This window comes from Bradyrhizobium sp. UFLA05-125 (assembly GCF_059803515.1).
Genome location: NZ_JBANBJ010000032.1, coordinates 63,944 through 90,248 on the forward strand (window position 1 = coordinate 63,944; position 26,305 = coordinate 90,248).

A 26,305-nucleotide genomic window follows, 5' to 3' on the forward strand; every position below is an offset into this window, starting at 1 on the left:
AGCGACCGGACCTTTGACCCACGCCTTCGATCCCATGGAATCTCCCCTGCTGCATCTCGCCCTGGTGGGCACGCCGAACAGCGGCAAGACCTCGCTGTTCAATGCGCTGACCGGCAGCAAGCAGAAGGTCGCGAACTATCCCGGCGTCACCGTCGAGCGCAAGGAAGGCTTTTTCGTTACTCCCCTGGGACGCCAGGTCTCGGTGGTCGACCTGCCCGGCACCTATTCGCTGCGCGGCCGCAGCCCGGACGAGGAGATCACCCGCGACATCGTGCTCGGCAAGGCATCCGGCGAGGCGAGGCCCGACCTCGTGCTGTGCGTGGCCGATTCCACCAATCTGCGCCTCACCATCCGTCTCCTGCTCGAGCTCAAGCGCACCGGACGACCGATCGTGCTGGTGCTCAACATGTTCGACATCGCGACCCGCCGCGGCATCACCGTGGACGTGGCGCAGATGGCCGACGCGCTCGGCGTGCCCGTGGTCACCTCGATCGCGGTGCGCAAGGGCGGCACTGCCGACCTGCTCAAGCTGACCGATGAGATCTCGGCGCAGATTCAGTCCGAGCCGCAAGAGAACACGTGGCGGCCGCTCAGCGTCGCCGAGCTGCGCGCCACGCAGCGCGAGGCCGACCGCATCATCGCGTCCTCCGTCAGCCTGCCGAGCCGGCCCGACACCTGGACCGCCCGGATCGACGCCGTGGTGCTGCATCCCGTCGGCGGCCTCATCGTGCTCGCCCTGATCCTGTTCGTGATGTTCCAGGCGGTGTTCGCCTGGGCACAGCCGCTGATGGAGCTCCTGTCCTCCTCGTTCGATGCGCTCGGGCAGTACGTGCACGACACCCTGCCCACTGGGCTGTTGCAGAGCTTCTTGCAGAACGGCGTGATCTCCGGCGTCGGCAGCGTCATCGTGTTCTTGCCGCAGATCATCATCATCTTCCTGTTCATTCTGCTGCTGGAAGATTTCGGCTACATGGCGCGCGCCGCGTTCCTGATGGACCGCATCATGGGCGGCGCTGGCCTGCACGGCCGCGCCTTCATTCCGCTGCTCTCGAGCTTTGCCTGCGCCATCCCTGGCATCATGGCGACGCGCGTGATCGACAACCGGCGCGACCGGCTGACCACGATCCTGATCGCACCGCTGATGACCTGCTCGGCGCGCATTCCCGTCTATACGCTGATCATCTCCGCCTTCATTCCGGCGAAACAGGTCTGGGGCTTCATCAACCTCCAGGGCCTCGTGATGTTCGGCCTTTACGCCGCCGGCATCATCAGCGCGCTTCTCGTCTCGTTCCTGATCAAGTTCTTCATGCTGCGCGACTATGCGCCGGCTCCGTTCATGCTGGAGCTGCCCGACTACAAGATGCCGCGGCTGAAATCGATCGCGATCGGCATCTTCACGCGCGCAAAGATGTTTTTGCAGCGCGCCGGCACCACGATCTTCTCGATGATGGTGCTGATCTGGTTCCTGGCTTCGTTCCCGCAGCCGCCGGCTGGCGCAGCGGACCCCGCCATCAACTACAGCCTCGCTGCGATCCTCGGCAAGGCCATCGCGCCGCTGCTCGCGCCCGTCGGCTTCAACTGGCAGATCGCGGTGGCGCTGATCCCGGGCATGGCAGCGCGCGAGGTCGCGGTGGCAGCCCTTGGCACGGTCTATGCGATCGAAGGCGGCAAGGAAGCGGCCGAGCAGATCGGCCAGGTGCTGGCGACCAAATGGTCGCTGGCGACCGCCCTGTCGCTGCTCGCCTGGTACATCTTCGCCCCGCAATGCGCCTCCACGCTCGCGGTGATCCGGCGCGAGACCGGAAGCTGGAAATGGATGGCGACCACCTTCGCCTACATGCTGGCGCTGGCCTATGCCGCGAGCCTTGCGACCTACAACGTCGCGGTCGCGCTCGGCGCGGGGTAATTCTTCGCGCTGGATGGGCCTCCGGCCCCTCAAAATCAAAATCTCGAAAACAACCCCATGCAAAGTAGCCGGCGGTGTCCGGCGCCGCCGCCTGCATATTCGGAAAATCCGTTGACACGTCGGGCAAATCACCGGCACGATGTCATCATCGAGGACTCGGCAGTTGCCCATGCTTCGCCCAACTTGGGCACCTCGACGCGACCGAAATTCCTATCGCGTTTCGATCTGGGATGACATCAATGGACTTCGGCACTGGTCGGAGACAACCACGATCCGCGCCGTCAGCCGAGAGATTGGGTTTGCCGAAAATGGTGACTTTTGGGAATGAACCACCTGGCCAGGGCGCGCACCTCGTCTTCGCATGCTTCCAGTGCGATTTTCTGAGCAAGCATCACGTCGCCGATCGGGAGATCACCAATCGTCGTGAAACATAGCCCCTCGCGGAGGCGACCTCTTTTGTCAATCTCGCATACATTGACCGAGGTGCCGGTATAGATCCTGTACTGATTTCCGGTGTTTCCTCCGACCACATCGAAGTAACCCTTACTTGCGAACTGCTCTCGCTGCGCCTGCGACAGCCAATCTCGCAGCATCCGTAGCGACCGCCCCTCGGGCGTGGTCTCCCAGCCGTGCTTGATGAAAAGGGCTCTCGTCGCTCTCATCCGGGAGCGGCTACCCAACGGCAATGGTCGAAATCGAAACATGATAGGAGGCGACTAACCGCCGATCAGCCTGGGAAAAAAGAGTGTTTCTTCCGCCGTGGGGTCGAACGATCGGACTTTCGATACCTGACCTTGACTGGTCCTGACCGCCGCGGTGAAGCCAACCCCGGTCAGCTCGTAAAACCGCCGTTCCGCCTGGGCCAGTTCCTCTGCGTCGCCGGAGTTGAAGGAATAACGGCTATCGCCGTTGCGGTCCATCACGAACTGGATTGGCATCATTGCCTCCTATGATCGCCACTGGAAGATCATCGATCCAAAAGTATCGCACGGGCAACGCCCTATCCGGGCGTTGCCGTAGCCGCGTTCCTTTAGCCGCCCTTCGCCGCCTCGTATGTGTCCCGGTATCCTCTGGCAATCGTTCGAACGCCCCGTCCGATATCGTCGTAGACATCGTCCGGCAGGTTCGCCAGGGAGACACGAAGCGACCATTCGGGGGCATCGAAACCGCCACCATTCAGCAGCACGATCCCGTGGGCTTCCGCCAAACGGAATGCAAGATCGAGCGGATGAATGTGCTTCTTCAGATAGTCGACGGCTTCGTCTCCGATGTTCTTCCGGGCCCAGAACTCGAAATCGATCAGGGCGTAATATGCGTCGTAGCTGGGATTGGGCGACAGCTTGTCGGCGAGTCCAAGGCCATCGAGCAGCGCCCACAGCCGCTTGTTGACGATTTCCATGCAGGCAGCCTGGTAGGCCTTCTTCGCATCCATCATCTCCGCGAGCGAGAAAAGGCTCATCATCACCTGCTGGGGCAGCGACAGGCCTGCAGTGTGATTGAGCGCGACGTCGCGACTGTCGGCAACGATGCGATCGATGAATTTCAGCTTGCGCGGCTCCAGCGTCAGCGGCCCGTAACGCTTGTCGAGCGCCTTCACAGCGTCGTCGGGCAGCTTCGCGATCATCTTGTCGAAGATGTTGTCTTCATGAATGGCGATCGCGCCAAGCCGCCATCCTGTGCAGCCGAAATATTTGGAATAGGAGTAGACGCCAATGGTGTTGTGCGGGAGTTCGCCCAGCAGCGAGCGGAAACCATGAACGAAAGTACCGTAGACGTCGTCGGTGAGCAGCATGAGGTCGGGGCGCTTGGTCTTGACCAGGTTGCCAAGCTTGGCGATCGTCTCCGGGCTCACGCCCATCCCGGAGGGATTGGCCGGATTGACGATGAAGAAGGCCTTGATCTTCGGATCCTCCAACTTCTTGATTTCCTCGTCGGTGAACTGGAATTTGTTTTCCTGCGGCGCCCTGATCTGGACGACCTTGAGGTCGTAATCCTCCAGATGCGTCATCTCGATGTAGGGCGTGAAGATCGGCGTTCCCAGCGCGATGGTGTCGCCGGGTAGCAACAGGCGGTTGGCCTTCAGCGACTTGAAGAGGTAGCACATCGCCGCCGTGCCGCCCTCGACCGCATAGATGTCGAACTTGCCGGCCGGCCGCGGCTCGCCGCAAACGGACCACATCAGATATTCGTGCACGATCTTTTCGTTGTGCACCAGCATGCGGTCCGGCACCGGATAATTGTCGCCGATGATGGAATCGACGAGCTCGTGGACGAAGGCGTCCGGGTCGAAGCCGAATTTCTTGACTGCAAACGGTAGCATCTCCGAAAGGAAGCTCGCGCCCGGCATGTCGGAATGCTTGGCGAGCCAAGCTTCGAACCGCGCAGCAATGCCCTTTGCCTGGGGCATGCCGCCAATCCCCGCCGGGTGCTCCATGACCCGCTTGCTTTCGGTGATCGCGAACTGTCCCAGCAGGAAGAAACCTTCGCGCGGCGTGGTGGCCACCCAGTTCGGATTGCCGCGGCCGGCGTTCAGGAACGCCGATTGCGTCCGTTTCGACGTTGCCTTGGCGAGACTGATCAGTTCGTCCTTGATCTCGAACGGACTCAGCGCCTCGAATTTCTTCAAGGTCAAGATATCGGCCATGTGACACTCCCCGAGCTGTGCAAGTTCGCCCGCGCGATCGCACTCAGGATGATCAGCAGCCGGCGGTGTCCCTTGATCTACCTCAAGGCCCAGGCGGCGATAACGCTCCGAAGCGCCGTCATCCTGCAAAGCGGCGAGGCCGTTTCGTCGGTGGGTCGCAAATGCCGCAAGGCTCAATAGCTGCGATTGATATAAATCAATATTCCCCTTTCGAACCGTCTCTTCATGTTGACCGATACGGCTTCAGCTCTCGTCGCTGGGTCTTCAATCCGGGACGTGGCGCCGGAGCGAAGCGGGCGCGTGCCGATGGCATGAAGGGGTGCAATCATGGTCGACTGGTTCTTTCAGACGCTCAAGAGCTATCCGGAAATCGCGATCTTCCTATCCTTGGCCCTGGGCTACTATTTCGGCTCCTTCACCTACAAGGGCCTGGGACTGGGGGCCGTCACCGCGACACTGATTGCCGCTGTTATCATCGGCCAGATCGGGATCACAATCACGGGCCCGCTCAAGCCATTCTTCTTCCTGATGTTCCTGTTTGCCATTGGCTACGGCGTCGGGCCGCAATTCGTGCGCGGCATCGCGCAGGACGGCGTTCCCCAGGCGATTTTCGCCGCCGTCGTTTGCGTGTTCTGCCTTCTCGCCGCGTATGTCGGGGCGAAGATTGCCGGTTACGATGTCGGTTCGGCCGCCGGACTCTATGCCGGTTCGCAGACGATCTCGGCGTCCATGGGGCTGGCGACCGATGCCATCAACCGGCTCGGGCTGTCGCCGGAAGAAACCAAGAAAATCCTCGACGGCATGCCCGTCGCCTACGCGGTCACCTATATCTTCGGCACCGTCGGATCCGCGATCGTCCTCGCCCTGCTTGGCCCGGCCCTGCTCGGCATCGATCTCGAAGCGGCGTGCAAGAAATATGAAGAGGAGCACGGCGGCAAGAAGCAGTTGGGCGGTCCCGGCACCGCGTGGCACCAGTTCGAGGTCCGTGCATTCCGCGTTCGTGAACGCGGCCCGGCGGTCGGCAAGACGGTGCAGGAGGCCGAGGCGCTGGTCCCCGATCAGCGGGTGTTCATCCTGCGGCTGCGACAGGACGGGAAGATCATCGACGCCATCGCCGATGCCGTGATTCACGCGGGCGATGTCGTGGCCGTGGCAGGCCGGCGCGACGTGCTCGTCCAGCTGATCGGCGAACAGGCGGAGGAAGTCGACGATCGCGAGCTGCTCGCCATGCCGATCGAAGGTGTCGACGTCTACGTGACCAGCAAGGACGTCGACGGCAAGACCCTGGAGGAACTGGCGAAGAGTCCGGCATCGCGCGGCGTATTCCTGCGCAAGATCACGAGGGGCGCGATCGCGGTCGAGATCCCCATCCTCCCCAACACCAAGCTGAACCGGGGCGACATCGTCACCATCGTTGGACGCACGCCCGATGTCGCGGCCGCAACAAAGATGCTTGGCCGGCCGGATCGGGCAACCGATGTTGCCGATGTTGCCTTTATCGGTGCCGCCATTGCCATCGGCGCGCTGGTCGGCGCGATCGTCTACAAGATTGGCAGCGTGCCGCTCACGCTGTCCACCTCCGGCGGTGCGCTGATCTCAGGACTGTTCTTCGGCTGGCTGCGTTCCGTGCGGCCGACCTTTGGCCGAATCCCCTCACCTACCGTCTGGTTCATGAACTCCGTCGGCCTGAATGTTTTCATTGCCGTGGTCGGAATCTCGTCGGGACCGGGCTTCGTTGCCGGCCTGAAGGCGCTTGGCATCGGCCTCTTCCTCTGGGGCGTCGCGGTAACAACCGTGCCGCTGATCCTTGCAATGTACGTCGGCAAATACCTGTTCAAATTCCATGACGCCATCGTGCTCGGATGCTGTTCCGGCGCACGCACCACCACTGCCTCGCTCGGCATGATCAACGATCGCGCCAGGAGCCAGATTCCGGGGCTTGGCTATACCGTCACCTACGCGGTTGGAAACACGCTGCTGACGATCTGGGGCATGGTGCTCGTCATGTTGATGGCATAGAAACCGGCTGCCCGAGATGCTGACCTGGCTGGAGCAGTTTCTCGTCCGTTATCCGGAGCTCGCGCTGTTCCTCGTGATCGCCGCGGGCTACTGGATCGGAAGCTTCAAGATCGGAGCCTTCAGTCTCGGCCCGGTCACGGGCTCGCTGTTCGCCGGCCTGGTGGTCGGCGACTTCGCGCATGTGCCCGTTTCCAGCATGACCAAATCCTTCCTGTTTCTGCTGTTTCTGTTCGGAGTCGGCTATTCCGTCGGTCCGCAATTCGTGCAGGCGATGAAGCGCGACGGGCTGAAGCCGATGCTGCTCGCCGTCGTGGTGTGCCTCACCGGCCTTGCAGCCGCAATTGTCGTGGGACGAATACTCGGGCTCGATCCCGGCTTTGCAGCAGGACTGATGTCGGGGGCGCTCAGTCAAAGTGCGGCGATGGGAACGGCGACCGACGCGGTCAACGGCCTCTCGGCGCCCGAAGCGCAGCGTGCCCTCTATGTCTCGCACATCGCGGTCGCCGATGCGGTCTGCTACATCTTCGGCTATGCGGGCGTGATCACGTTCTGCACGGTGGTCGCGCCGGCACTCCTGAAGATCGACCTGCGGAAAGAAGCGCTCAAGCTCGAGCAGTCGCTGGGAATGACCCGCACGAAGCCGGGTCTGGCGTCCGCGTGGCGAAAATTCGAGCTGCGTGCCTATCGGCTGGACGAGCACTCTCCCCTCGCCGGATCGACAGTCGCGGCCGCCGAAGCCCGCCTGCCCGAGTACCGCCTGTTCATCCATCGGATTCGCCGAGAAGAACGCATCCTCCAGGCGGAGCCCGGCACCATCCTCGTGCCAGGCGACGTCATCACGATATCGGCGCCGCGCCAGATCATCGTGGAACTGATCGGCGCCCGCGCCGAGGAGGTCGAGGACAGAGGGCTGCTCGACATTCCCCTGATCTCCGCTGACGTTTTCCTGATCGATGCCAAGCTTGCCGGCATGAACCTGCAGGAGGCCTCACAGCAGGACTGGACACGCGGCCTCTATCTGCGCTCGTTGAGCCGGGGCGGCCAAGAGCTTCCGATTGCTCCCGGCGTCGTCCTGCAGCGTGGCGACCTGCTGCGCATCGTCGGCCCCGAACCGGTCGTGGAGAACGCGGCGAAGAATATCGGTGTCATCGTTGCCCCCAGTACTAGCATCGATTTCGTGGTGCTGGGGCTCGCCATCTTCTTCGGCGGCATCTTTGGTGTTCTCGTGAGTTTTCCTGTCGGCAGTATCAAGATCGCGCTGAGCACGAGCGTCGGCACGCTGCTTGCCGGGCTTCTGGTCGGCTACCTCCGCACGCTCAATCCGCGCTTCGGTCGGATTCCGGACGGCGCCATCAGCCTGATGACGTCACTCGGACTAGCCGCGTTTGTCGGGCTCACCGGGATCCATGCCGGACCGATCTTCCTCTCCGCCTTGCGGGAATCGGGCATCGGCCTGCTGCTCGGCGGCATGGTAGTGACCCTGCTGCCGCAGATCGTCGGATTCTGCTTCGGTCATTTCGTCTTGCGCATGAACCCAATCCTTCTGCTCGGCGGTTTGACCGGGGCGCAAACGGTCACGGCGGCAATGGCCGCCCTCCAGGAGCGATCGGGAAGCCCGGTTCCCGTGCTTGGCTATACACCGGCCTACCCCATCGCGAACATCCTGCTCACAACCTGGGGCTCGGTCATGGTTCTTGTGTTTGCGGCCTGAGCCAACACAGCACTACCGGCAAGGGCGATTATCGGCGGCAACGTGAAGAGCCAGCGATGGCAAAAGTGTCCTTATCGCGCCAATAGGAACGATTTCGGTCCTCTGCCGTTGCGCGGCGTGGAGGAGTGCCGATGGATCAGGATGACGACAAGAAGCCGCCACGGGAGCGAGAGCGTCCAGATCGTACAGAAGACGCGCGCAAGGTCGCGGAAGAATACGCCGAGTTGCAACGTCAGATCGCGGAGAAGTTTCGCAGGAAGATGAACTAGGCAGTTGCCTCGAAATGCGGCAGCTCCGTTCCGCGCTGACGTCACCCTCACACGGCCGCGCCAGTCAACGGGCGCGCAGGGCGCGCCAGCTTTCGACGCCATCATTTTGACGACGCTCCTGTTTGCGCAACTCATCGATGAGACGTTCGAGATAGGACGGCAGGGGCGAAGTTTGGCGAGATAAGTTCTGTTGCAACCTGTCACCCACCTCGTCGCAGATCGACCGGGCAGTCTTATGGTCGATGCGGTCCGATATTCGGCTGATCGGTTCCATGACGCGACTTCTTTGGTCGGCCCCACGATTAACCTAAGTTACGGAGCGAGAAAATGTTTCGCGTCAATCGGTGAATACTGGAACGAAGGCCAATCTTGCGACTGTTGGAACTGGAGACGCTCGGTCTGGGAAACAGGTATCAAGTTGAACTTGAAACGGTTCACGTTCGATCTGACGTCGTCACGTTATCGCTTTCCGATTTTCCGCCCTTGTGACCGGTCCGTAACCGGAGCTACCATCGTTCATCACCGGCTGAGGCTCTGCCCATAGGCGTCGGTGGCTGAGAGACCATTGCGCTCCCGCCTAGTGCGAGGAGAGCAAGATGGATCGGGCCCGGCAACTTCAACATCTTGAACAGGCTGAGCACCACCTGTTGTGTGGCAAGCGGAACGTTTCCGATCAAGAACAGCGTATCGAAGACCTCGAACATCATGGGCATGACACAACTTTGGCCCGCGCACTCCTGGAAACATTCGTCTGCACGCAAACGCAATTCGTTGCGCACCGCGATCAAATCCTTCGAGAACTGGACCACGCTTGAACTAGGGCCCGGGGACGAGTTCTGCCGCTACCGGGATTAGCTGGCGTGAACTGTGGGGCGGCACCGGCATAGACCAGGTTCAGAGGCCGCGCCGCGCCGCACGTTCCGTGCACAGATGCGCGACATCGTTGGCAATGTCTCGGGCCACACATGGTTTCTCTCGCAGCTTCACACTGCGAAAGCGATCGGGAATGGCTTTTGCTGCGAAGCCAGTCACAAACATGAATGGAACTCTTTGCCGCGTTAGTTCGTCTGCCAAGTCGAAGGCGTTCTGACCTTGCAGGGTCACATTCATTATCGCCATGTCAAAGCCGTCTCGCATCACGGCGTCAAATGCCTCTCTTACGGCGGCAATGGGGCCGACCACCTCCGCGCCATGCTCTCTGAGCATTCGCTCGAGATCGTCGGCCAGAAGGTATTCATCCTCAAGTACGAGAACACGGCATCCGCGTAGAAGCTCAGCGCTGTCAGCCATAGTTCGCTCCCATGGCTTGCATCGGCCACCATTCAACGTGCCTCGTTGGGAGGGCGTTCCTACCTGCTCAGAAGACGGGAACAAGGGGTCCATTGATAGTTCGCAGTGCAGCGTGAACTGCGATGACGAAATCACTCCTCATTTCTTCGCTGGAGCTAGGGTCAGTCATTCGGCGGATCCTTCGCCGGAAGGCCGTAGCGCACCAGGAGCGCAGGGGTTAAAGCGTGGGGACAGCCTGGCCAGCGAAACGACTTGCCTCAAGACAAGGCTACGCCGAGCTCGTTCACCGCTTGTGGCTGCGATACACGATGTGGATCGAGGCGCGCCGCGGCGGATTTCGGTGCGCCCACATTTCGAACATGTCGCCGGCTTCCGCCGCGCCTGCGCGCCAGCTCACCCGAACTCGATCGTCGTCGCCGATCGCTTCGTCGGTTCGGTCGTGAACATTCAATGATTTCTCAATGAGACCGGGCAGAGTTTCGGCTGACACGCCGACGGCCGTCAGCGCGCACGTCACGGTCGGACCATCGGCGGGACCGGCGAAATAGGCGGTCATACCGACAGTCTGGCCTCGCTTCGTCAATCTTGCCGAATAGAGAACGTCGATTCCGGGCCCGCGCTCCATTTGAGCCGTGACCGGAGCGTCTCCGTTGACGAAGCCCAGTCCTGACGCGATGCGTTCTATTTCGCTCGGCAACGCCGGCCGTAATCCACAGGTCCTGGCAAAGAGATCAACCAGCGCAGGGCCGTTGTCCTCCTCCGCAGCGACTGCGCCCGCGAGCACCAGCATCGCAAGTCCCGCGAACGCGAATCGAATCATGTAAAGCTCTCCACTGCTCAGAGCGTCGCGCCGCGACGAAATCAACCCTAATTCTCCGCCGCGCGCAGCGACGTCTCACGCACGATATTGCCGGCAAGGTCCTGATGACCTCCACCCGCGAAGTCATAGACGCCGGCAGTGACGACCACGACCAGACCGAGGCTGGGCCTGACCGCAGCTGGTTCCGCATTGATTTCGATCAATGGCGGGCCCCCATCGCATGTCACCTCTTCTCATGTCCTGCAAGGAGAGAGCAAATGACTAGACATGCCAAGCTTTTTGGACTGATCGTGAGTGCCGCACTCCTAACCGCAGCCCCTTTGTCGTTCAGCTATTCGCCGACGGAGGCCCTGTCGGTGTCCGTTGATCGCGCCGAGGCGCGCGTCGGGCGGCCACTGACACCCATGAGCGTTGCAGGCGTCAACCGCAGAGTGCATCGGCGCGCCTATTACGGTGCGGCGGCGGCGGGAGCCGCGGCCTATGGTGCTTATGGCTACCGCCGGGCTTGTGGCTACTATCCCTATCCGCCCTGCTATTGAGGCCCGCGCGAGGCTCGTCGCCTGACGGCGACGAGCCTCTTCGTTTCCTTTCCCTGCATATTGGTCTGGCACGCGTTCGCTGCAACTCGCCGAGCGACGCCGTACGCATGACCTCCGAGGTCAAATCTTCACGCATTTCGCTGTCGCGCGTACCGTTGAGCTAGATCAATGCTGAGCCGGTTCCCGGCCTCAGCGTCGAGATCCGATCGTGAAGGATCGACCATGGACGCACTGCTCAAGGAAATCCGGCACAGCCCGCTCTTATGGTTGCTCATCTTCGTGCCCGTGGTGATCGCGCTCGAGCGCATCGCGCCGGACGCGCATACGCTTCTATTCGTGCTGGCTGTGATTGCCATCGTTCCGCTCGCGAGCCTGCTCAGCCACGCCACGGAGGCCGTGGCCGAGAAGACCGGTGATGCGGTCGGCGGCCTGTTGAATGCCACGCTCGGCAATCTGACGGAGCTGATCATCGCGGTAACGGCGCTGCATGCCGGTGAATACATGCTGGTCAAGGCCTCGATCGCGGGTGCGATCGTGACCAATTCGTTGTTCATGCTGGGCGCGTCCTTTTTTCTTGGCGGGCTGCGACACCGCGTGCAGGACTACAACCGCGCCGGCGGCAGGCTCTATTCCGCGCTGCTGCTGATGGCCACGATCGCCCTGTTGTCGCCCTCCGCCGTGGCCGACCTCAACTTCCCCGGAAGCGAGACGGCGGTGCATCGCTTGAGTGTTTCCCTCGCGATCCTGCTGATCGCGGCCTACGGCCTCAGCATGCTGTTCTCGCTGAAGACGCATAAGGAGCTGTTCGCCAGCAGCGAGCATGGCGAAGCGGCCGGACCGATGCTGCCGATCGCGGTGGCAATTCCGACGCTGGGAATCGTGACCGTGCTGGTCGCGCTGGTCAGCGAGATCTTCGTCGAGTCCGTGCAGAAGGCGGCCGAAACGCTCGGCATGAGCCCGGCGTTCGTTGGCTTCATCGTGGTTGCCCTGGTCGGCGCCGCGGCCGAGATGGCGGTGGCATTTGGCGCGGCACGCCGCAACCGGCTCGATATGAGCGTGAGCATCGCGCTCGGGAGCGCGGCCCAGATCGCCTTGTTCGTCGCCCCCGTTCTCGTACTGCTCAGCTATGTCGTCGGGCCGCAGCCGATGGACCTTCAATTCTGGCCCGGGGCAGTGACCATGGTCATGATTTCCACCGTGGTGACGAGTTTCATCACCAATAGCGGCCGATCGGCGTGGTTCATCGGCGCTCTCCTGCTTTTCATCTACGCAATCTTCGCGATGACGCTCTACATGGTTCCACCCGGTTCGCACGGCCCGGTGTAGACACTGGCGCGGACAGAGCGCGGCTTGTCCGCACGGGCTGTGGCGTTTGCTGCGCTGCACGAACTAGCCTTTGGCTGGGGATACTCGACAAAAGGCCAGCGCTCATAGCCCGAGAGCCGAATTGAAGAAACTGATTGCTCAGGGCATCCTGTTGCCATGGCTTTGACCCTGGCACTTGTGACGACTATCTGCGCCGTTGCGCTGACAGAACGCAGCGTTGAACACCTGCTGTTTGCGATCGCGGCGCTCTTCCTCAACGCAGCTCTGCTGCTGATCTTTGTTGCCGATTTCGAGAGAGCGATCCTGCTGTCCGGCATGCTGGCCTTCGCAATCGCCGGCGTATCGATCGTGAAATTCAAGCACAGCGCACTCAAGCTGATCGTTTCCGATGTGCCGCTTGCATTTGCAGGCACGGTCCCATTCTTCGTGTTGCAATACCCACGCATGATGCTGGGTGTTCTGGTCGCCGGCATCCTGCTCGCTTTCGCTTCGATCGCGGTTCTGGTCTACGCCGCCGGATCTCCGATTTCCGTGGTCTTTCGAATTCCCTTGTTCTGCCTTGCACTCATCGGTTTCGCGAAGGCTTCCGCCATCAAGGGCGCCACGTCCTTGCGCCTGACCTTGACGCAAGGACGATGCTTTTATTCCACCTTCATGGCCTCGCTCATCGACCCCGCGTCCTGGCGGCAGTTCAATGGGTTGGCTCTGAGCGATATCGCAAACGAACCGTTGCCGCTGAGGGAGGCAATGCCTGCGCGCTCCAGCGAGCGTCCGGACATTATCGTCATCCAGCACGAATCGATCTTCGACCCGTGCATTTTTGGTCTGCCGATCGAGCCGGTCGTCGAAGCGCTCCTGTCTCCGGCAGAGGGAGAATTCGGGCGCCTCAACGTGGACATCTACGGTGGCGGCTCGTGGCAGTCGGAATTCAGCCTGCTGACCGGTCTTTCAAGCGCCAGCTTCGGTTCAAGCGCCTACTACCTCTTCAGGAAAGGCGCAGGCCGATTCCACAGCAGCCTGCCGCGCTCGTTGGCCTCGCTCGGCTACAAGACGACCCTCACATCGAGCTGCCGTCGTGACTTTCTCGACTATGATGAGTTTTATAGCTCGATCGGCATCGACGAACGCATCTTCATTGACGATTTTCCGCCGTCCTTCGACATCAGACGTTTCGAAGCGACGAATTCGGACGCCATGTTCCTGGAAGCGGTGATGGATGCTCATGCCGAGAGGATTGCCGCCGACCCGTCCCCTCAATTTCTTTATGTGCTGACTAACTTCAATCACGGCCCGCATGATCGGCAACTGGTGCCGCCCGGGCAGTTCGAGAGGGAGCGCGCCTTTGCCTTGGCGAGCCTTCCCGATGCCGGATATGCCGAATATTACGCGCGCCTGGTCGAGACCGCCTCGACCTGGCAAAAGCTCAGAGCGAAGCTGGCGAACACTTTTGCGGGGCGCCCCGTTCTCGTGATGCACTATGGGGACCATCAACCCGTGCTAACGAGAAGGATCGATCGGCACCTCGAAGGCCCGGAAGACACCCGGCGTCCGTTCCGTACATTCTATGCGATCGAGGCTTTGAATATCCCTCACTTTGAGCCCGGACGAGGCGCGGACCTCGATATCGCTTTTCTTGGAACTGTCGCCTTGCGACGTGCGGGCCTCCCGCTTGACCCGATATTCGCCACGCGTGCGAGCTTGCTCGACGATTGCGGAACATCCTACTTTGCATCGGCCTCCGAACGGAAACGCCGTTTCCACCGCACGCTTGTGGATCGGGGCTTGATAGACTTGAAGCCGCGCGTTCAGCACGCCCGCTAGCCGGGCGCATTTTTTCCGAGCTTTGCTCGGCCACCATGCAGGAGGTTCATATGGATGACCGAACCATGCGGCTTGCGTTGGAGCGTCACTGGAATGCGTCGGACGCGGGAGATTTCGACGTCGAGCATGGCATCTACCGCGAGGATGCCGTGCTTGACTATCCGCAATCGGGCGAACGGATCCGTGGCCGGCACAACATCCAGGAAAGCCGGTTCTTGCAGCCGAACAAGAAGCGCTTTGCGATCCGGCGCATCGTTGGAAGCGGCGATCTCTGGGTGACTGAATTCACGCTCAGCTATGATGACATCCCGTCCTACGCAGTGAGCATCATGGAATTCCGCGAGGGACTGGTGGCGCACGAGACGCAATACTTCGCCGACCCATTCGAGCCCTCGCCCTCGCGCGCGCATCTCATCGCGCGCGCTTGAATGGGCAGTCTTCGGGACCAGCACGCGTAGCCCGGATGGAGCGAAGCGAAATCCGGGATGGTCGGGTCCGCTGCCGCCAGACCCCGGATTGCGCTTCGCTCCATCCGGGCTACGGCATCATAGGACCTGTCCGCTCGTCGCGGCATTCTTGTCGGCGAGAATGCTGACGCTGATCAGGAGAACCCAAACCGGGAACACCACGATGCTCCAGTCGAAATAGTAGCTGCCGACCAGAAGGACCGCTGCGATCGCGTATCCGCCAAGCGCCAGCCAGCGCGGCGTGAGGCCGGTGTAGATGCCGATCGTCGACGTCGTGATCATGAAAACGGATGCTGTCTTCACCACGTAGATGTTGATCATTCCGTAGGCCAGCGCGCGTCCAAAATGGAACGTCACCGAGTCGACCGGAACTTCCGGCGAGGCGTGAAATGCCAGGATGATCGCGCCGACGACAGCCGCGGCCGCAAACAACATCGCCAGGAGCAGAAAACCGCTGCCAAGGAACACGGTTGCGAAGAACTGGTCCTCGCGCTGACCAAGCCTGTCGCGGAGCGCACCGACGAACCAGAGAAAGGCTATTCCTGCAAAAGGCACCAGATTTAACGCGATCACGACGTTGGTCGCTCCGGTGTGCAGCCATGCGCCCGTTTCCAGAGGATCTCGCGGCACCGAATGCCGCATCAGCACGAATACCGCGAATAGCAGGATCGAGAACACGACACCCGCGATGGCGGCGGCTCTCGGGGTTCGCAGATGGGCGTGCATCACGCTCGGCCGGTCAGCGGTATCGCGCATGGCAGTGCTCCCTCCCAGGAAGATAGGCCGCGGGCACCATCTCCGCCTGAGCGCGATACCGTGAGGCACCGAAACGAGGCCGGAGATCGCCATGATCCAACTGTCCGCGGACGGAAACAGGCCATTGCATGTGGTTCTCGGCCCAAACCATTGATCAAGATCAACGCCGCCGCAGCCCTTCCGGGATCAGTCGGCGATGCCCACGACGCAGTGCGGCAAAATGGCTGAACGGCGCCGAGCGGCCGACGCACGGAAGACCGGGACCGCTCCACCTGGAGGGACACACGCATGGATCGTCGTCAGCTCTTGAAGGCTTTCGCTGGACTCGCCGCTTGTCCACTATGCGCGCCGGCCGGTTTCGCAGCCGAGAACCACCCGCATTGGAGCTATGAGGGCGCAACCGGACCTGACGAGTGGGGCAGCCTCGATGCGGCCGACCAGGCTTGCGGGATCGGGCACCAACAGTCACCCGTTGACATCACCGGCGCCATCACGGCCCGGCAGTCCTCACTCGTCCTGCGCTGGAGCAAGCGCCCCGACACGATCGTGAACAACGGGCACACCATTCAGCTCAGCTTCGCGGACGGCGACAGGCTCAACATCGGTGGGCGCAGCTACAAGCTGACGCAGTTTCACTTCCATCACCCAAGCGAACACCATCTCGAAGGCAAGCCCTTCGCTATGGAGGCGCATTTCGTTCATGCCGCAGAGGGCGGCGGACTGGCGGTGGTCGGAGTCTTCATCGCTCCAGGCAGGCGCAACGCGGTGTTCAACAGGATCGTCTCGACGATGCCGGAAGAGGAAGGTCCGCCCGTTCCTGCGGATCACGCGATCGATCCCAACGGCTTGCTGCCGGCTGAGCGGGCCTATTTTCACTACGAGGGGTCACTAACGACCCCGCCATGCAGCGAAACGGTCGACTGGATCGTTTTCGCGCACCTGATAGAAGCTGCCGAAGACGATATCGCGCGTTTCGCCAAGCTCTACCCCATGAACGCCCGTCCGGTCCAAAAGCTCGACCGCCGCTTCATTCTTTCCTCGGGAGCACGATGAGCTAGAGCGAAGCGATTAGTTTCGCTTCGCTCTACCCCACATACAGCCTGTCATTATCGAGAAGGGCGCGTAGCCCGGATGGAGCGCAGCGAAATCCGGGATCTGGTGCCGGCGGATAAGACCGTTCCGGATTGCGCTTCGCTCCATCCGGGCTACGGGACTGATCGCTCGATCTAAAGCGCGATGAGATTAGGATGAATCGTCATCGCGCTTTAGGTTATTGTTTGTGCATGATCTCCGCGCAAACGCGTTCAGCGTTTGTCGCGCGGGAAAACCGCTTCACGCTTTTCCGGATCATGCTTTAGCGGAAATAGTCCAGCACGAGGTCGAGGTCGGAGCGGCCTGCGGCGGTGCCGTTGAGATCAGCGTCGATCACCCGGCGGCAGGCCTCCACGGCGGCGTGGTCGCCGAGATCGTTGGCAGCCTCGAGCACGAGCCAGGCCGCGTCGACCGATGCCTTGTCCGGTTTCGCCCCGCCGGCGTCGGCGTTGAGTGGCTTGTTGAGGTTCTTGTTGAGATTCTTGTTAAGATTCTTGCGGGCTGCGGTGCCGAATTGAGGCAACATGGCAAATATTCCCCTCTCGATTTCCCGACGACGCTCAATGCATCTGGAGTTCGGCGCTGCGGCCTGCGGCCGGATCGGCGGCGGTGCTGTTCTTGCGCGACTGGTAGAACTTCAGGATGCTGCGTGACGTCTCGATCTTGAGCCGGCCGAAATCGCGCTCGTTGTCCTTGAGGTCGCGCGCGGTGATCAGATGATCCTTGGCGCCGAGGAACAAGAGCGACATCGTCGTGTCCCACGAGAAATTCAGCGCCTTGCACAGCACCAGGAGCATCTCGCGATTGCGGTCCATCAGCGCGCGCTCGATCACGTCGACCGGCAGCGCCGAGAGCAGCGACAGGCCAATCTGCACCTCGTCGAAACGGTGCTGGCGCGCATAGTTCGAGATCGAATCCTGGTTGAGGTTGCCCTGGCGGTGCTGCGTCGTCACCAGGCGCTTGGCAACGAAATAGGTCCGCGAGGATGGCCCGAATTTCGATTGCAGGTCGCCGGTGACGTCGGTCACGGAGCTCTGGATCTGCGACATCATCTCCGGCCGCTCGCTCGCGAGCCGGCGGCGGACGTCCTCCGACGCTTTCGCAATGAGCTGCTGGAAGATGTGCCGCGGCACATCCTTGCGCAGGCCGAGTTGCTCGGCGAGGATCGAATCGCCGTCGGCGCGCCTCACCATGTGCAGCAGGCTAGAGCCGGAGAAGCGCGCACCCTCGTTCCTGGCGACCGAGGTGACGACCTCCTGATTGCCGCGCTTGACCAGGACGTCGGTCACGGCCTCGCCGATCGACTTGCGCTGCGAGATCGCCAGAAGGTGATCCTGCCCCTTGCTCAGGGCGTTCTCGATCAGCGTCTTCTCGTCGAGCCGGTCGGACTCGCGCAGAACGGGGCCGGCGACCGCGATCTCGTCGTCGAAGGCGAGCTGATGCAGCACGTTGAGCGGGGCGTGGTCGCAGGCGACCATCAGATCGGAGAGCTGCGCCCGCGCCGCCACCTCGATCTCGTCCGCGAGCTTGCCGATCACCTCGCCGAACATGCTGATCTCGTCGGCGCTGTAGCGGCCGGTGATCAACAGGTCGGTCGCATGCCACAACGCACGTGCACGGCTTTCGTCGGTGCCGCGCGCGATCGCGTCATCCAGATCCTGCAGAAGCGATTTCGCTTCGTTCATGGCGAATGTCCCCAGTTCTTGGCGGGCCGTCCTGTCCACTTGACAGGACGCCGAATTCCTCTGGGAACCACGCTAGCCGTCAAACGCGAGAATTCGGTAAAATCGGGAAATCAGTTTTTCCGAGCAAAATTCCCTAAAATTTGCGCTGATAGCTTTACGACCGTGCAGGGCCTCGCGCCTGCACCGGCATGCGGATCTTACGGATTGGACTGCGGCACCAGGATCAGCGGCGGCTTCGGCTTGGGCCTTGGCGGCGGAGGACCGGGCGCCGGCCTGACCTCGATCGGCGGCGGAAGCGGCGCCACCTGCTGGCTCGCGATCGGCGGGCTTGAGACCGAGGGGCTTGGTACAACCGGTGCAGCCAGCGGCGGCCGCGGTGCCGGTGCGGCCTTTGGCTCGACCTTAGCCTTGGGCTGGGTGCGGCGAGGATCGCGGCCGGGCACCGGCACGTCGGCCGGCGGCGGCAGCTCGGGCGCAGCGTCAGGTGACACGAGTCGCGGCAGTGCCGCGGTCGCCGGCGGCGGCTCGCCGCGCTCGATGGCATCGAGACGCCGCGTCTCGCGGTCGATCGTCCGCACCGCCAGCCACGATGACAGCGGCGTGAGATCGACGGTGCGGTTGAGCTTGTCCGGCGGCCCCGCCGCGAACAGCTGGATTTCCGGAGGCGCGCCGGACAGGCCGGTCATGATCGGCGTCAGGCTGGCACGGATGTCGGCCTGGTCGGCGGGAATGTCATAGCCGCCGGAGACGATGGCGCGGGCGTTTTTAGCCTCCAGCGTGGTCGCGCCGACGCGCAGGCGGCCGTCGCGGATCGTGAACGGGATCTGCGCCGAGCCGATCCTCAGGGGGCCTGCCGACAGCGCCGCCTCGACGAGGTGCCTGAGCCTTGCGTCATCAGCGACCTGGCCGCTATCGCTGGCCCGGATCGCGAGCTCGAAGGCGAGCGGATCGAGCCCGGTCAGCTCGGCCGAGTCGAGCGTCACGGTGCCGTTGCCGGCGAGCGCACCGGTCAGCGCCGCAATGCTGCGGCCCTGGGCCGACAGCGCCATCTGCACCGAGGCGCGGCCCTTGGGGACGGCGAGATTGCGATAACGCAGTACTGTCGCATCGACATTGGCAAGCTGGATGCGCGCGTTCAGCGACAGGCCGCCCGGACTATCGCGTGCATCGATGCTTGCGGTCATCTCGCCGCCGCCGATGCCGCCCTTCAGGGAATCCAGTGCCAGCGACTGACCGTCATTGCGGATCGTGCCGCTGAAGGGCCGCATCTCGATGCCACCGGGCAATCCGCCACGCAGCGCCTGGAAGACGATGCGGCCGCGCCAGCCGTTGAGAAGCCCTGCCGCGAGCGGCTGGTCTGCATCGCGCCCGGCCGCGCCGATGGCCACCGCCAGCGCCGGCACGAGATCGAGCGTATCGAGCCCGACTTCGCCGTCGATGCTCTTCTCCGAGTCCAGCGTCATCGCAACACGGCCACGCAGGTGCGAGCCCGAGGCGGTGCTGTCGAGATCGTCAAAAGTCAGCCTGTTGCCGGACAAAGTCAGGCGCGAGGACAGGTTGACGTTCTGCGCTGACTTCTCGCCGGCACTTATCCCGAACAGCGGCGCGACATTGGCGTTGCGCACGCGTAAATTCACGCTGGCCTTCGGATCCGGCGTCGACATTTCGACGCTGCCCTGCGCGTCCGCATCCAGTCCGCCGCCGGCGATTTTCGCGTTGAGCTGAAGCGGCCGGCCCCAGACGCCGCTGACCCTGGCTTCGACCTGCGAAGCCCCCTCGCCTGCCGCGACCGCGCGGTCGAGGCCGAACAGCATCAGCAGCGTGCTCGCCTGCGGCGCAGAGAGTTTCGACTCCAGCGTGAAGTCGCTGTTGCGCAGCTTGTCGAGATCGAGGCCATTGATCGCCGCCGCCGATGTCTGCGCCGACAGCGTCGCGGTTCCCTTCAACTGCGGCGCATCGAGATCGAGCGCGGCGCGCGCATTGGTGCGATCGGCGTGCTCGGCGTTCTTGTCCAGGCTCAGATCGAGCTTGAGGCGCGTCGGACCGGGCAGCGCCTCGAGGCGCTCGAAGCGCGCGCCAATCGCCGGCGCGATCGGGTTGATCAGCGCGGTGAGCTGCACCAGCGAATAGGCCGACGATTTCAGCGACAGCCTGCCGGTCGCATGCGCGCGATCAAAGCTGCCGCTCGCCTCCGTCGTCACGCCGCTCGCCTGGCCGAACTGCAACTGCTCGAGCGACAGCGCGGCCGGGCTGTAACCGAATTTGGCGGCAAACGGCCGCAGCTCCTGCCCGGCCGAGATCGCGCGACCGACGTCGAGCGACAGCCTTGCCTCGTCCGGCCATTCACCTTGCGGCCCGGCGAGGCCGCGCACGAAGCTTGCGGCTGCATCGAGGTCGAGCCGGTCGGCCTTCAGCTCGGCGTCGAACCGCGAGCCCTTGTTCGCGGCGGTCTGCACAAAGGCGATGCGGCCCTCGACAGCGCCGCCCTCGATCTCGGCCTTCAGCTTCTCGATCGCGAGATGATTGGCGGCGACGGTCACGTCACCGCTCAGGCGCAACGGCTTGGTGCTACGGCGATTGATCTCGCTGCGGCCCTGGAGCCAGGCCACCAGCGTATCGGGGTCGGAGGATTCGATGCTGAGCCGGCCGCTAAAGCTGTCAACGCCGGGGCTGGCGCCGTTGAGCGCGACCTGCGTCATACCCGGCGCGCGCAGATCGAGCCGCTGGAAGGTCCAGGACCTGCCGTCGGTCTGCAGCTCCGCGGCGATGTTCTGCAGCGGCCGGCCGCCGAGCATGATCTGCTCGGAGCTGAACGAGATCTGCGCCGGGATCGGCGCCTGCGGAATGGCGGCGAGCCCCGCGCGCAGCGCCGGCAGGATGCGCAGCGGCTCGGTATTGTCCTTGGCCGCAAGCTTGTCGGCATCGAGCTGCCGCGCCGACAAATTCGCGCGCAGCAGGGGCGCAGCGCCGAACTTGAGGTCGCCGACGCCGGCGAGCTTGAGCGCGGTGTCTTCGGGACCAAAACTCGCCTCGATCTGGTCGAACTTCACGAGCGACGGATCGGCCTTGAGCTTCGTCGTGAGCTTCCACGGCGTCGGCCCGGAGGCTGCCGGCTTGTCCCTTGAGGTGTCCTTGGCTGACGGCACGGCGAGCGTGAGCGCGCCGTCGAATTTCGGCAGCCGGCCGTCAAAGGCGAGCACGCCTTCGAGATCGGCCAGGATCGCGCGCTCGCCGGGATCGATATTGACGTGGAGACGGGTGGCGGTGCCGTCGGGGCTCGGGCCGGAGGAAACGCGGAACGGATAGCGCGTGCCGGAGACGGTGACGTTGCCGTCGCCTCGCACCGAGCCCGCAAGCGAGCGGACGTCGCCGGCAAATGCGATGTCGCTGAGCTCCAGCGTCGAGCGACTGGCGGCATCATGAAGCGCGATGCGACCGGTGAGGTTCAGCCGCTCGATCGCGAGCGAGGCGAGGTTGAAGCTGCCGCTCGCCGTGGATGGCAGGTCGACCCGACCCTTGGCATCGAGGCCGAGATCGGCGGCCATGCCATTGACCGTGAGCTCGGTGGCGCGCCATTCGCCGCGCATCAGCGAAGAGAGGCTGAATTCGACGTCCAGCTTGTCGGCGCGCAATTTGCCGAGGTCGTTGTTGCTGCCGAAGGTGACCGAGCGCAGCCGCAGCGTCGGCGCCGGCAACAGCCGTGCATCGAGCTGGCCGGCAACCCGCACCGGGACACCGATGATTCGGCTCGCCTCCGCCTCGAACTGGGGTCGGAACTGGTTCCAGTCGATGAAGTAAGGCCCGATCAGAGCGGCCAGCAGCGCAATGATGAAGGCAATCGCTAATCCGAGCAGCGTCGTCTGCACGGGTCTCCCCTCGGCCAAACCGGCACCCGGGCCAAACCCAAGCCTACGTCTAAAGCCTAATCGAAGCCTAAGCCGCGCCGGAACAACCCCTTATATAGGGGCAAGTGTGGCGATGTCACAGCGACTGTTGCGCACGGAGGTTAACGCTGCCAGCTCGCCGGTAGGCGCTTCAGGCCGCGCAGGACGAATGTCGGCCGCCATTCGGGGTTCTCGACGTCGTCGATCCGCAAGTCCGGCAGCCGCCTGAGCAGGGTGTTGATGGCGATCTCGGCCTCGATGCGCGCCAGTTGGGCGCCCAGGCAGAAATGGATGCCACCGCCGAACGACAGCGGCCTGACATTCTCGCGGGCGATGTCGAGGCGGTCGGGCCTATCAGGGTAGACGGCCGGATCGCGGTTGGCCGAGCCCAGGAGGCACAGCACGGTCTCGCCCTTGGGGATCCGCTTGCCGCCGAGATCATCGATATCCTCCAGCGTCACGCGCCCGGTCATCTGCACCGACGAATCGTAGCGCAAGAACTCCTCGATCGCGTTGCTGATCAGCTCCGGCCGCGCCTTGAGCAGGGCGAGCTGGTCCGGATTGCGGTGCAGGGCCAACAAGCCGTTGCCGATGAGATTGACGGTGGTCTCGTGACCGGCCACGAACAGCAACATGATGTTCGCGGTCAATTCCTCGTTGGTGAGCTTGTTGCCGTCTTCCTCGGCCAGCACCAGCTGGGTCGTGAGGTCGTCTCCCGGAATGCGGCGGCGCAGTTCGAACAGCTGCTGGAAATACATCTGCGCCATCAGGTTGCGTGCGTTGCCCTGCTTGATCTCGTCCGGCGTCATGGGGACAGGATCCAGGATTCGCACGCCATCGCTCGAGCCCTTGTGGAACGCCTCGCGGTGCTCTTCCGGGATGCCAAGCATGTCGCAGATGATCGTGACCGGCAGACGGAAGGCGAAATCCCCGATCAGGTCCATCTGACCGCGATCGATGATCGCATTGAGGGTCTGATCGACGATTTCCTGAATTCGCGGCCGCATGTCCTCCACGCGCCGCGCGGTAAAGGCCTTGACCACGAGGCCGCGCAACCGGGTGTGATCCGGCGGATCGGCCTGGAGCATCGTGTGACCCAAATTCCGGAAGACCGGCTCCTCCATGATGTTCGGACCATAGCGGCGCCTCGAGCGCTCAGCGAAATCCTTGCCGAAGCGCTTGTCGCGCAGCACGAGGCTCACCTCGGCATGACGGCTGGCGACGAATGAGCCGAACGGCGTCAGATGCATCGGATCGACGGTGCGCAGGCGCAGGTAATGCGGATAGGGATCCCTGATGAAGTCGGGCGCCAGCGGATCGAACAGCGGATCGCTTGCCGCCGGCTTCGCATGCTCGTTCATGGTGACCTCAAAATCGTTCGCCGCATTGACATCGAACACACCATTGCCCGGGAAACGTGCGGCGTGACCGTCCCTGAATCTGCAACTCGATACACTATTGTATTGAGTTGCATCCTGAACTAAAATGCAGCGATGTCAAGAGTGAGGACAAGACCGACCCGCGACGATACCCGCGACAGGCTGTTCGAGGCGGCCGCGCGCGTGTTCGAGGACCAGGGCATCGGCGGCGCCAGCATCGAGGCGATCGCGGCTGCCGCCGGTTTCACGCGCGGCGCGTTCTACTCGAACTTCACCAGCAAGGACGAGTTGATCATCGCCATGCTCGAGGACCATGTCGAGCGGTCGATCCGGCGCAATCTCGACCTGCTCGCCGAGCATACCGATCTCGACGATTTCATCGCGGCGCTGAAGGCCATGGACCGCAGCCGGCAAGATCCGCTTGGCCGCGCACCGCTCCTGCACATGGAGATGATCCTCTACGTGGCGCGCGCCGAAAAGCGCAGGCCCGAGCTTGCCAAGCGCCTGCGCGCGCGGCGCAAGCTGGTCGCCGACATCATTCAGGGCGCGCAAGTCCGCGACACGAACAAGGTGAAGGACCCGTCCTGGGCCGCCGCCGTGGTGCTGGCGCTCGATGACGGTTTCCGCCTGCACCGGCTGATCGATCCGGAGACCACGCCGGCCGACAGCTTTTTCCGCGCCATCAGCGACCTCGGGCGCACGATAGGGCTTGTCTCAGGCTAGGAATGTTAGAATCCGAAGTGGCTCCTAAGCTGATTAGCACGCACAAGCGCGACCAAAGAGCGATCTTTCATGACCGGCCCGACAGACTACGACGAAATCGCTTCGCGTTACGCGGCCGGAATCGACGAACGGCCGTGGAACGCACTTTACGAACGTCCAACAACACTGGGCCTTCTACCCGATGTTCGCGGCAAGGATGTTCTTGACGCTGGCTGCGGGCACGGCTGGTACGCAGATTGGTTGGTCCGGAATGGGGCGCGGGTTGTCGCAGTCGATTGCAGTCTCGAGATGGTCAAGCTTGCCGCAGAGCGATTGAGTAGTCGTGCACGCGTGATGCAAGGCAACGTTAGCAATCTACGTGATGTGCTGCCCGGCGAAACGTTCGACCTGGTGATTTCCTCGCTCGTGCTTCACTACCTGGCCGACCTGACGATGACGTTTCGAGAATGGTCACGCTTGCTCAGACCCGGTGGATTGCTGGTGTTCTCAACTCATCACCCTGTCCATCAAGCGAACCTCCTTGATCCGGGCTATCTGTGGTCGGGCTTGATCGAAGAGGAGTGGGGCTGGCTCGGCGAAAAGATGCGTTACTATCAAAGGCCACTGCGCGATCTAACCGAACCACTGACAGCAGCGGGCTTTGTCGTCGAGCGGATCAGCGAACCAACACCCAGCGAAGCCCTGAAAGCAATAGACCCCAAGGGTTACGAACGACTTCGTCGCCTCCCCGCGTTCATCTTTGTCCGCGCACGTAAACTCAGTAGATGACGACCGGGATAGGAGGCTCCACGACTCCATCCGCCTCGGGTCAAAACCGGTAAGGCCCCACCCCAACAGCTACTTCCGCTTTGGCTCAGAAGACGACAATGCCTTTGAGTACCACGCTCATGCCGAGACCCTGGCCGCCATGGCTCCTTCCTGAGACGGCGAAAGTGATGTAGCTTAATGGCTGAGCTGCCAGCGGGCCGTGCGGAAGCCATCTTTCGGCAGCGCTCATGCCGTCCGCGGGCGTCCAACTCTCGTCATTATTCTTCCAAGCATTTCGACGCGTTTTTTACGCGACCACTCCCATTCCGAAGAACAGACAATGGAGCCAGTCATGGCAAAATTCATGGCAAGGTCGATTTTTATACTTGTCTCGGTCGCGGGAATGTTGGCTGCAACAGGCCGAGCACAGACGCCTGTGGAGCGCGGGCGCTATCTCGTGGAGGGCGTGCTGACGTGCGGCAACTGCCATTCGCCGCGCGGACCTGGCGGCCTCATCGACAGCACGAAGCTCTATTCGGGCGGCCCGCAGACCTGGGATGAACCAACCTTCATCGTCAAGGGCGCGAATATTACGCCCGACCCGGACAGCGGTATCGGAAAATGGGGTGCAGACGACATCAAGAAGGCGCTGATCGAGGGCGTTCGGCCGTCCGGGGCTCAACTCGCGCCGATCATGCCCTACGGTTTCTACAAGGTCTTCACCACAGGCGATCTCGACGCGGTTGTCGCCTATCTGCGTTCAGTGCCCGTGGTTTCGAACGAGGTAAAGGCGCCGGTCTACAAGGCGACCTTTCATGTCGAAACCCCTCCCGGCGCCGACAAGCAGATGACCGAAGGCGACTTGCGCGATCCCGTCAAGCACGGCTTCTATCTTGTCACGATCGCCCATTGCATGGAGTGCCACACGCCCAGAGTGAACGAACGTTTGGATTTCGCAAATGGCCTTGGCAAGGGCGGTCAGACGTTTCGCGGCCCATGGGGGGAATCGGTCTCCCGCAACATCACGTCTCATCCCGAAAAGGGCATAGGTGCGTGGAGCGACGGCGAAATCAAGCAAGCCATCACCAAGGGTATCCGCAAAGATGGCAGCCATCTCAAGCCGCCTATGGGTTTCGACTGGTATGCTCGCGTGAGCGATGCCGATCTCAGCGACATCGTCGCCTATCTGCGCACGGTGCCTCCAAAAGAATGATGATCCATTATGGG

The 26,305-nt window shown here is 62.5% G+C and carries 25 protein-coding genes; 13 read left to right on the plus strand and 12 right to left on the minus strand.

Annotated elements, in window-relative coordinates; translation table 11 throughout:
- The first annotated feature begins 34 nt into the window (after positions 1-34).
- Entirely contained in the window at positions 35-1,906 is a 1,872-nt protein-coding gene (gene feoB / locus SO156_RS25400; RefSeq protein ID WP_498536651.1) for a ferrous iron transporter B, read from the plus strand.
- A gap of 281 nt (positions 1,907-2,187) precedes the next feature.
- On the opposite strand, the gene SO156_RS25405 is transcribed toward feoB, so the two are convergent.
- The 3 genes from SO156_RS25405 to aspD all read right to left on the minus strand — a co-directional run bounded on the left by SO156_RS25405 (position 2,188) and on the right by aspD (position 4,550).
- Positions 2,188-2,499 carry a hypothetical protein gene (locus SO156_RS25405; protein ID WP_498536634.1) on the minus strand — a complete coding sequence of 104 codons (312 nt, stop codon included), beginning with the start codon at positions 2,497-2,499 and terminating at the stop codon, positions 2,188-2,190.
- 123 nt (positions 2,500-2,622) lie between these two features.
- Complete coding sequence (locus tag SO156_RS25410) at positions 2,623-2,844, minus strand: hypothetical protein (protein WP_498536635.1); 222 nt, start codon at positions 2,842-2,844, stop codon at positions 2,623-2,625.
- A 92-nt stretch (positions 2,845-2,936) separates the two neighbouring features.
- Positions 2,937-4,550 (minus strand): aspartate 4-decarboxylase, encoded by a 1,614-nt coding sequence (aspD, locus tag SO156_RS25415; RefSeq protein ID WP_498536636.1) that lies wholly within the window; start codon positions 4,548-4,550, stop codon positions 2,937-2,939.
- A 327-nt stretch (positions 4,551-4,877) separates the two neighbouring features.
- Between aspD and aspT (SO156_RS25420) the strand changes: the two genes are divergently transcribed.
- The 3 genes from aspT (SO156_RS25420) to SO156_RS25430 all read left to right on the plus strand — a co-directional run bounded on the left by aspT (SO156_RS25420) (position 4,878) and on the right by SO156_RS25430 (position 8,549).
- Complete coding sequence (aspT, locus tag SO156_RS25420) at positions 4,878-6,569, plus strand: aspartate-alanine antiporter (protein ID WP_498536637.1); 1,692 nt, start codon at positions 4,878-4,880, stop codon at positions 6,567-6,569.
- 16 nt (positions 6,570-6,585) lie between these two features.
- Positions 6,586-8,280 carry an aspartate-alanine antiporter gene (gene aspT / locus SO156_RS25425; protein WP_458144153.1) on the plus strand — a complete coding sequence of 565 codons (1,695 nt, stop codon included), beginning with the start codon at positions 6,586-6,588 and terminating at the stop codon, positions 8,278-8,280.
- A 131-nt stretch (positions 8,281-8,411) separates the two neighbouring features.
- Entirely contained in the window at positions 8,412-8,549 is a 138-nt protein-coding gene (locus SO156_RS25430) for a hypothetical protein (protein WP_458144152.1), read from the plus strand.
- Between the two features lie 64 nt (positions 8,550-8,613).
- Here SO156_RS25430 and SO156_RS25435 read toward each other — a convergent pair whose 3' ends face one another.
- Complete coding sequence (locus SO156_RS25435; protein ID WP_458144151.1) at positions 8,614-8,823, minus strand: hypothetical protein; 210 nt, start codon at positions 8,821-8,823, stop codon at positions 8,614-8,616.
- 322 nt (positions 8,824-9,145) lie between these two features.
- On the opposite strand from SO156_RS25435, the gene SO156_RS25440 reads away from it, so the two are divergent.
- Complete coding sequence (locus SO156_RS25440) at positions 9,146-9,364, plus strand: hypothetical protein (RefSeq protein WP_458144150.1); 219 nt, start codon at positions 9,146-9,148, stop codon at positions 9,362-9,364.
- Positions 9,365-9,443: 79 nt separating this feature from the next.
- Here SO156_RS25440 and SO156_RS25445 read toward each other — a convergent pair whose 3' ends face one another.
- The 3 genes from SO156_RS25445 to SO156_RS25455 all read right to left on the minus strand — a co-directional run bounded on the left by SO156_RS25445 (position 9,444) and on the right by SO156_RS25455 (position 10,862).
- Positions 9,444-9,839 (minus strand): response regulator, encoded by a 396-nt coding sequence (locus SO156_RS25445; RefSeq protein ID WP_458144149.1) that lies wholly within the window; start codon positions 9,837-9,839, stop codon positions 9,444-9,446.
- Positions 9,840-10,122: 283 nt separating this feature from the next.
- Complete coding sequence (locus SO156_RS25450) at positions 10,123-10,659, minus strand: hypothetical protein (protein ID WP_498536638.1); 537 nt, start codon at positions 10,657-10,659, stop codon at positions 10,123-10,125.
- Between the two features lie 47 nt (positions 10,660-10,706).
- Positions 10,707-10,862: a hypothetical protein gene (locus SO156_RS25455; protein WP_458144147.1), complete on the minus strand. Its 156-nt coding sequence runs from the start codon at positions 10,860-10,862 to the stop codon at positions 10,707-10,709.
- A 54-nt stretch (positions 10,863-10,916) separates the two neighbouring features.
- Between SO156_RS25455 and SO156_RS25460 the strand changes: the two genes are divergently transcribed.
- The 4 genes from SO156_RS25460 to SO156_RS25475 all read left to right on the plus strand — a co-directional run bounded on the left by SO156_RS25460 (position 10,917) and on the right by SO156_RS25475 (position 14,773).
- Complete coding sequence (locus tag SO156_RS25460; protein WP_498536639.1) at positions 10,917-11,198, plus strand: hypothetical protein; 282 nt, start codon at positions 10,917-10,919, stop codon at positions 11,196-11,198.
- A gap of 222 nt (positions 11,199-11,420) precedes the next feature.
- On the plus strand, positions 11,421-12,524 hold the full coding sequence (gene cax, locus SO156_RS25465) for a calcium/proton exchanger (protein WP_498536640.1): 1,104 nt from the start codon (positions 11,421-11,423) through the stop codon (positions 12,522-12,524).
- Positions 12,525-12,680: 156 nt separating this feature from the next.
- The gene (locus tag SO156_RS25470; RefSeq protein WP_498536641.1) at positions 12,681-14,345 is read left to right on the plus strand and encodes a sulfatase-like hydrolase/transferase; all 1,665 of its coding nucleotides are present in this window, start codon (positions 12,681-12,683) and stop codon (positions 14,343-14,345) included.
- Positions 14,346-14,395: 50 nt separating this feature from the next.
- Positions 14,396-14,773, plus strand: a complete 378-nt coding sequence (locus SO156_RS25475) for a nuclear transport factor 2 family protein (RefSeq protein WP_498536642.1) — start codon at positions 14,396-14,398, stop codon at positions 14,771-14,773.
- 117 nt (positions 14,774-14,890) lie between these two features.
- Here the strand turns inward: SO156_RS25475 and SO156_RS25480 are convergent, their stop codons facing one another.
- Positions 14,891-15,568 carry a hypothetical protein gene (locus tag SO156_RS25480; RefSeq protein WP_498536643.1) on the minus strand — a complete coding sequence of 226 codons (678 nt, stop codon included), beginning with the start codon at positions 15,566-15,568 and terminating at the stop codon, positions 14,891-14,893.
- Positions 15,569-15,856: 288 nt separating this feature from the next.
- Between SO156_RS25480 and SO156_RS25485 the strand changes: the two genes are divergently transcribed.
- A complete protein-coding gene (locus SO156_RS25485; RefSeq protein WP_498536644.1) occupies positions 15,857-16,621 on the plus strand; it encodes a carbonic anhydrase in 765 nt (254 codons plus the stop codon).
- Positions 16,622-16,922: 301 nt separating this feature from the next.
- Here SO156_RS25485 and SO156_RS25490 read toward each other — a convergent pair whose 3' ends face one another.
- The 4 genes from SO156_RS25490 to SO156_RS25505 form a co-directional block, all read right to left on the minus strand.
- Entirely contained in the window at positions 16,923-17,186 is a 264-nt protein-coding gene (locus SO156_RS25490) for a hypothetical protein (RefSeq protein ID WP_458144140.1), read from the minus strand.
- Positions 17,187-17,220: 34 nt separating this feature from the next.
- Complete coding sequence (locus SO156_RS25495; protein WP_458144139.1) at positions 17,221-18,345, minus strand: DUF2336 domain-containing protein; 1,125 nt, start codon at positions 18,343-18,345, stop codon at positions 17,221-17,223.
- A gap of 197 nt (positions 18,346-18,542) precedes the next feature.
- Positions 18,543-22,211 (minus strand): AsmA family protein, encoded by a 3,669-nt coding sequence (locus SO156_RS25500; RefSeq protein ID WP_498536645.1) that lies wholly within the window; start codon positions 22,209-22,211, stop codon positions 18,543-18,545.
- A gap of 140 nt (positions 22,212-22,351) precedes the next feature.
- On the minus strand, positions 22,352-23,590 hold the full coding sequence (locus tag SO156_RS25505) for a cytochrome P450 (protein WP_498536646.1): 1,239 nt from the start codon (positions 23,588-23,590) through the stop codon (positions 22,352-22,354).
- Positions 23,591-23,722: 132 nt separating this feature from the next.
- On the opposite strand from SO156_RS25505, the gene SO156_RS25510 reads away from it, so the two are divergent.
- The 3 genes from SO156_RS25510 to SO156_RS25520 all read left to right on the plus strand — a co-directional run bounded on the left by SO156_RS25510 (position 23,723) and on the right by SO156_RS25520 (position 26,291).
- Positions 23,723-24,331, plus strand: coding sequence for a TetR/AcrR family transcriptional regulator (locus SO156_RS25510; protein ID WP_498536647.1), 609 nt, complete (start codon positions 23,723-23,725; stop codon positions 24,329-24,331).
- A gap of 69 nt (positions 24,332-24,400) precedes the next feature.
- Complete coding sequence (locus SO156_RS25515; protein ID WP_498536648.1) at positions 24,401-25,099, plus strand: class I SAM-dependent methyltransferase; 699 nt, start codon at positions 24,401-24,403, stop codon at positions 25,097-25,099.
- A 331-nt stretch (positions 25,100-25,430) separates the two neighbouring features.
- Positions 25,431-26,291: a c-type cytochrome gene (locus tag SO156_RS25520; RefSeq protein WP_458144134.1), complete on the plus strand. Its 861-nt coding sequence runs from the start codon at positions 25,431-25,433 to the stop codon at positions 26,289-26,291.
- The last annotated feature ends 14 nt before the right edge of the window (positions 26,292-26,305 follow it).

Bases quoted from the DNA above. Each gene is read 5' to 3' on its own strand.
- SO156_RS25520 (WP_458144134.1), top strand. From the start codon at position 25,431: ATGGCAAAATTCATGGCAAGGTCGATTTTTATACTTGTCTCGGTCGCG.
- SO156_RS25495 (WP_458144139.1), bottom strand. From the start codon at position 18,345: ATGAACGAAGCGAAATCGCTTCTGCAGGATCTGGATGACGCGATCGCG.
- SO156_RS25490 (WP_458144140.1), bottom strand. From the start codon at position 17,186: ATGTTGCCTCAATTCGGCACCGCAGCCCGCAAGAATCTTAACAAGAAT.
- SO156_RS25475 (WP_498536642.1), top strand. From the start codon at position 14,396: ATGGATGACCGAACCATGCGGCTTGCGTTGGAGCGTCACTGGAATGCG.
- SO156_RS25440 (WP_458144150.1), top strand. From the start codon at position 9,146: ATGGATCGGGCCCGGCAACTTCAACATCTTGAACAGGCTGAGCACCAC.
- aspT (WP_458144153.1), top strand. From the start codon at position 6,586: ATGCTGACCTGGCTGGAGCAGTTTCTCGTCCGTTATCCGGAGCTCGCG.
- SO156_RS25445 (WP_458144149.1), bottom strand. From the start codon at position 9,839: ATGGCTGACAGCGCTGAGCTTCTACGCGGATGCCGTGTTCTCGTACTT.
- SO156_RS25505 (WP_498536646.1), bottom strand. From the start codon at position 23,590: ATGAACGAGCATGCGAAGCCGGCGGCAAGCGATCCGCTGTTCGATCCG.
- SO156_RS25510 (WP_498536647.1), top strand. From the start codon at position 23,723: ATGTCAAGAGTGAGGACAAGACCGACCCGCGACGATACCCGCGACAGG.
- cax (WP_498536640.1), top strand. From the start codon at position 11,421: ATGGACGCACTGCTCAAGGAAATCCGGCACAGCCCGCTCTTATGGTTG.
- aspT (WP_498536637.1), top strand. From the start codon at position 4,878: ATGGTCGACTGGTTCTTTCAGACGCTCAAGAGCTATCCGGAAATCGCG.
- SO156_RS25470 (WP_498536641.1), top strand. From the start codon at position 12,681: ATGGCTTTGACCCTGGCACTTGTGACGACTATCTGCGCCGTTGCGCTG.
- SO156_RS25480 (WP_498536643.1), bottom strand. From the start codon at position 15,568: ATGCGCGATACCGCTGACCGGCCGAGCGTGATGCACGCCCATCTGCGA.
- feoB (WP_498536651.1), top strand. From the start codon at position 35: ATGGAATCTCCCCTGCTGCATCTCGCCCTGGTGGGCACGCCGAACAGC.
- SO156_RS25460 (WP_498536639.1), top strand. From the start codon at position 10,917: ATGACTAGACATGCCAAGCTTTTTGGACTGATCGTGAGTGCCGCACTC.
- SO156_RS25485 (WP_498536644.1), top strand. From the start codon at position 15,857: ATGGATCGTCGTCAGCTCTTGAAGGCTTTCGCTGGACTCGCCGCTTGT.
- SO156_RS25435 (WP_458144151.1), bottom strand. From the start codon at position 8,823: ATGGAACCGATCAGCCGAATATCGGACCGCATCGACCATAAGACTGCC.
- SO156_RS25410 (WP_498536635.1), bottom strand. From the start codon at position 2,844: ATGCCAATCCAGTTCGTGATGGACCGCAACGGCGATAGCCGTTATTCC.
- aspD (WP_498536636.1), bottom strand. From the start codon at position 4,550: ATGGCCGATATCTTGACCTTGAAGAAATTCGAGGCGCTGAGTCCGTTC.
- SO156_RS25515 (WP_498536648.1), top strand. From the start codon at position 24,401: ATGACCGGCCCGACAGACTACGACGAAATCGCTTCGCGTTACGCGGCC.
- SO156_RS25405 (WP_498536634.1), bottom strand. From the start codon at position 2,499: ATGCTGCGAGATTGGCTGTCGCAGGCGCAGCGAGAGCAGTTCGCAAGT.
- SO156_RS25450 (WP_498536638.1), bottom strand. From the start codon at position 10,659: ATGATTCGATTCGCGTTCGCGGGACTTGCGATGCTGGTGCTCGCGGGC.
- SO156_RS25430 (WP_458144152.1), top strand. From the start codon at position 8,412: ATGGATCAGGATGACGACAAGAAGCCGCCACGGGAGCGAGAGCGTCCA.